Here is a 5,564-nt window from a genome sequence, read left to right as displayed (position 1 = left end):
ACCAGTAACCATTTATTATTTATGTCTAATTTTTAACTCCTAGCTCCTAACTCCTAATTCCTAACTCCCAACTCCTACCCCCAATCCAAAATCTAAAATCCATTGACGCGAAAGCGTCTTCCCGCAGGGTAATCCAAAATCCTAACTCCTAATTACTGTCGTTGAAAGCGAAATGCATCAATAGATTGTGCGGTGAGAAAAATGCCTAAAATAATATAGCTGAGAAATAATATTAAACTACTAGTGTCAAATATCCCCTGAATCATGTTGTTGTAATGCTGTAACAAGGATAAATGACCTAAAACTGCTCCTATAGGACCGCCGATAAATTTGGCGACTAAATCAATAAATAACAACATTAAAATTACTGCAAAAGTTAGAACGGCAGATAAAATTGTGCTGTTAGTTAAAGATGAAATAAACATCCCCAAGGATAAAATTGATGCTGCTAGTAACAATAGCCCAAAGTGACCGAGTAAGGGAATTGCCAGGTTTGCGGATGGTTGTGATGCGCTTAAAACTACTGCTTCTAGTACCATCAACGGTAAAATTAATGTTACAAAAAACGTTAATACTCCTAACAACTTACCGACAGCAACCGCCCAATTAGTAATGGGAGATGTGGCTAAAAGTTCCAAAGTTCCGCGCTTGCGTTCTTCTGCATAAAGCCCCATTGAAAGAATAGGTAATACAAATAATAAAAGCCATCCCATTCTATCTAAAAATGCTTTGACAAATTCGTAAGGAACATCTATGGCAGGTATTGCAATTCCAGTTCTTTGTGCCTGCAATTCATAGTTAGCAACTGCTGCTAAAATGCCATCGGGACCGAGCAAAATCAAGACAAAAAATAACCCGGCTAAAAACCAGAAAATCCCGGCGATCGCATAAGCTAATGGCGATACAAAATAGGTTTGCAATTCTCGACGATAAATAGCAATTATATTACCTAGCACTACACCCATTTAAGCTGCTTCTCCAAGATTTACTTCTGATTCCGTCTGTAAAGCCTTTTCTTCCCTAGTTAACTGCAAAAATACATCTTCTAAGGTAGCGTTAATCCGTCGCATTTCATGTAAACTAAATCCTCCTTGATATAAAGCTGCTGCGATCGCGCTTCCGGGTTCTGTTCCTGGTTGCGATACTACTCGCATCCTGACGCGATTTTGTTCGAGTTGATTTTTACCGTCTCTTAACATCGGAATTGATTCTACCAGATTTATACCTGGTAAATTCTGCAACATTTGCTTGGCTAAAGCAGCTTCTCCCTCAACTTCTAATTCATAGCCAGAACCACCCGTTAACTCGCTCATCAAATTATCTAAGGTATTCGTTGCTACTACTTTACCGCTATTGATAATCGCTACGCGGTTACAGGTCATGCTGACTTCTGGCAAAATGTGCGTAGAAATGATAATTGTATGGCTACCAGCGAGGCTTTTGATTAAATTACGGACATCAATGATTTGTCGGGGGTCTAGTCCTACGGTGGGTTCATCAAGCACGATCGCAGGTGGGTCATGGACAATTGCTTGAGCAATCCCAACTCTTTGACGATATCCTTTAGAAAGTTTACGAATTAGGACGTGACGTTTATCTGTTAAGTTACAGCGTTCCATTGCTGCTTTAACTTTACTTCTTCTATCCCCCGCACTTATTCCTTTAATACGTGCCACAAAAAATAAAAAACCTTCCACCGACATTTCTGGATATAGCGGCGGATTTTCCGGTAAATAACCGATTTTCTGCCGCACAGCCAAAGAATTTTCATGGACATCAAACCCAGCAATTCGCGCCGTCCCGCTTGTCGCCGGAAGATAACCAGTTAAAATCCTCATGGTAGTAGTTTTCCCCGCACCGTTAGGTCCGAGAAATCCCAGAATTTCCCCTTCCTCAACGTTGAAAGTTACATCCTCTATCGCTGGGGTAGAACCGTATACTTTATGCAAATGCTCAACTTCAATCATTTAAATGCCACCGATAATACGACAAATTTATCTTAATACTATGGGAATTGGTAATGGGTAATTGAGATCAGCAGTTGGGATGGGAGGTGGGGAAACCCGGAAGGTGGTTTGATGGCTAAGGAACTGTTCGGCTGACATTACGTAAGTCCTAACCTTTAAACCTTAAACTTTCACCTTACTAGCTGTTTTTGTTACTTAAAAAGCAGAAAAACTGAGTATAAAGGACTATTTTAGAAAGTTATTAGACAGTTAGAGATATATACATAAAAAAGAAAAAATTAGGGTATAGGATATTTAAATATTTTTATTCCCAATTACCAATTACCAATTACCTTTTTGATAAAATATGGTTAATTCGATCTTAAACACTATTTATATCAATCCAGTCATCGGCAGGGATACCAATAATGGTTCGAGGTTGTCTCCTTTTAAAAGTCTTACTAATACGTTAAATACTGTTCGTCCTCCGGCAATTATTCAGTTGGCTTCTGGAACTTATCATGCTGCAAATGGTGAAGTTTTCCCATTAATTATTCCTAACGGTGTTTGGGTGGTGGGTAATGAAGCAACTAAAGGTCAAGGTATTTTAATTGAAGGTAGCGGTGACTATGAAACTAAAAGTTTTGGTTTACAAAACATTACTTTGGTTCTCGCTGATGATGCTCAATTAATGGGTGTTACCGTTACTAATCCGGTTAATAAGGGTACGGGTATTTGGATTGATTCGACTTCCCCTACTGTTGCTAATAATACTTTTATAAAATGTCGTCGGGAAGGAATATTTATTAGCGGTAATGCCAAACCCGCAATTTTAGATAATATCTTTACTCAAAATGGTTCCGCTGGGCTGGTAATGGCTCGTAACTCCAAAGGTGAGATCTTGCGGAATACAATCCAAAAAAATCCCATAGGTATGGCTATCAGTGATTTTGCGGCACCTTTAATAGCTAATAATAAACTCTCGGAAAACCACACGGGAATCGCTTTATCCCGCGAAGCTTGCCCGGTACTTAGATGCAATTTGATTGCCGATAATTCCTCCGGTGGCTTGCTGCTTAACGGTGATTCTACTCCTGATTTGGGTAGTTCTCAAGATCCTGCTGGTAATATTTTTCGCGATAACCAGGAATATGACGTACTGAATGCGACATCAATTAAGTTGGTATCAGCAGGTAATTCCTTGAATCCAACTTCAGTCAAAGGGTTAGTCGAATTTGTGGCGATCGCCATCGATACCAATCCCGCTCAGCTATCTGTAAATAGCAATTTTCCCGATTTAAATGGGCATTGGGCTGCGCTTTTTGTCGAAGCACTTTACGAAAAAGGATTAGTTAGCGGATTCCCTGACGGTACTTTTGTACCGGAAGCCCCTATAACTCGCGCTCAGTATGCTGCGATAATTTCTAAGACTTTTCAATTACCTCTAACAAAACAGATACGTAATTTTACAGATATTAATCCCAACTTTTGGGCAGCTTCAGCGATTGCTCGCGGCGCTGGAATAGGTTTTATCACCGGCTTTCCCGACGGTACGTTTCGTCCGGGACAAAATTTAACTAAGGTTCAAGCAATAGTCTCAATTGTCAGCGGGTTGAAACTCCAAGGCGGAAATCCCAACATTTTGACAATGTACCGCGATCGCGTTCAAATTCCCAGCTACGCCACCAACACAATGGCGATCGCCACCCAAAAACTGTTGGTAGTAAATTACCCGCAAACCGAACAACTAGAACCTTTACGAGATATCAGCCGCGCTGAAGTCGCAGCGTTGATTTATCAAGCATTAGTCGCACTAGGCAAACAAAAGGCGATCGCTTCTCCCTATATCGTTAAACCCGATGTAGACATGACTTCCTTTACCGATTTAGAAGGACATTGGGCAGAACCATTTATCCGCAGTTTAGTCAGTCTCAAATTAACAAGTGGTTTCGCGGATGGTACTTACCAACCCGATACACCCATGACCCGCGCTCAATACGCTGCCTTGATCGTCCAAGCTTTTAACCCCACAGCAAAAGGTGCTTCAGGTGATTTTTTTGACATCCCGACCAACTTTTGGGCATATAAACCAATTAAAGCCGCAGCACAAGGCGGTTTTGTGGGAGGATTTAGCGATGGCACCTTTCGTCCCCAAGAAAATGTTCAGCGCTTACAGGTACTTGTTTCCTTAGTCAACGGATTAGCATTACCAACTGCTCACGAATCTACTTTACAAAACTTTACAGATAGTAAAACCCTTCCTAATTATGCGCGGACGGCTGTTGCAACTGCTACACAACAAAGAATTGTGGTAAATTATCCAGAACCCAGAAAAATCGAACCAAACCGAGAAGCCACCAGGGCTGAAGTTGCAGCAATGGTTTATCAAGCACTGGTAGCAATAAAACGTACACCTGCCATCAATTCGCCCTATATAATTTTTCCTACAGGCAATTGATTAGTAGAATGTATAAACCACAATTCGCAATTAGCAATTAGCAATTAACTGCATTTTCACCGAGGATTAGACCAAAAACGAAGCTCCTAAATTTTGTTTATGGGGAGTTAATTACGAATTACGTTCACCTTTCTGTGTTCCCGTTCACCGCAAGGTGTCCCGTAGGGAAGGGTATTACGAATTACGAATTACGAATTACAAATTATACTCGCGGGGGTGGATGCAGGATTTTAATTAAAAAGAAGCACTATGCAATTAAATTTGCAATACTTAGGAACAGTTCGTCGTATCAAAATACACTTTATTTATTTTTGCGATGGTAGCAGAATATAAGCCCATCTCCCCTAGTTTCCAATCCATGTTCACCCAAACTTCGGACGTGACTAACAATTTAGCAGTATCACTGTTAACACATTACAGTTTTGACCTCGGTGGGTATGGTGCCAGCGAGTTAGTCAAACGTTGGGAAAATCAATATCCGTCCAATTGGGTGCATTTGGGAATCATCGAGGCACTATATCAAGGACGTTACAAAGCAGTTTCAGTACAGCAGATACTAACTCTTTGGTTAAGAAGAAATTATCCCAGCTATCATTTCAACCTAGAATTTGAGAGCTTAATTTGTAACAAGTTACCCGAAGATTTGAAATGGAATCGTTTACCACCAGCATTACCAAGCGTGGCGAGTAATTCTACTATAAAGGAGTTAATAAAGAATTACCAATCATCGCAAATAGTCAATTCCTCATATCAAAAAAGTATTGCTAGAAACAACGATAAAACAGAATCAACGAGTGCCGAAGTAGAAAATAAATCTAGCGATCAAAATGTACCAAAAGCGCTTCCCGTCTCATCAAAGATCGTTGTATCCGCATCAAAAAGCCCTACAGCAACTACCTATAGTACCTATAGCTCAGCACCGCAAACTCTAACAGAAACGAGACATATTGTTACAGATTCCAAAATTACATTAGAAGAGCAATTAGAAGACCAATTAGAAGCACCCTTTATTTCTAAAACCATAGCAAAGCTTCTCCCTCCAGCGAGAAATCATCCTCCCATCGAACAATTCACCCCAGAAAAAAGCGATTCCTCAGATATTTTTACCTCAAAATTGAAAGCCATTGTTGAGGATTGAGGAGGGGGAGACAAGGGGATGG

Annotated in this window: 4 protein-coding genes; 2 read left to right on the top strand and 2 right to left on the bottom strand. The window is 40.4% G+C overall.

Annotated features, from left to right (window positions below; genetic code table 11):
- Positions 1-152: 152 nt before the first annotated feature.
- Together VB797_RS07210 and VB797_RS07205 are read right to left on the bottom strand one after the other, a co-directional pair.
- Positions 153-965: an ABC transporter permease gene (locus VB797_RS07210; protein ID WP_323236981.1), complete on the bottom strand. Its 813-nt coding sequence runs from the start codon at positions 963-965 to the stop codon at positions 153-155.
- Complete coding sequence (locus VB797_RS07205) at positions 966-1,967, bottom strand: ABC transporter ATP-binding protein (protein WP_323236980.1); 1,002 nt, start codon at positions 1,965-1,967, stop codon at positions 966-968.
- 346 nt (positions 1,968-2,313) lie between these two features.
- On the opposite strand from VB797_RS07205, the gene VB797_RS07200 reads away from it, so the two are divergent.
- Positions 2,314-4,404, top strand: a complete 2,091-nt coding sequence (locus VB797_RS07200; protein WP_323236979.1) for an S-layer homology domain-containing protein — start codon at positions 2,314-2,316, stop codon at positions 4,402-4,404.
- 379 nt (positions 4,405-4,783) lie between these two features.
- Positions 4,784-5,542 (top strand): hypothetical protein, encoded by a 759-nt coding sequence (locus tag VB797_RS07195; protein ID WP_323236978.1) that lies wholly within the window; start codon positions 4,784-4,786, stop codon positions 5,540-5,542.
- Positions 5,543-5,564 lie beyond the last annotated feature (22 nt).

The sequence above is a fragment of the Rivularia sp. UHCC 0363 genome (assembly GCF_034931125.1).
Lineage (GTDB): Bacteria > Cyanobacteriota > Cyanobacteriia > Cyanobacteriales > Nostocaceae > Rivularia.
This window is presented reverse-complemented; position numbering and strand designations above follow the sequence as displayed.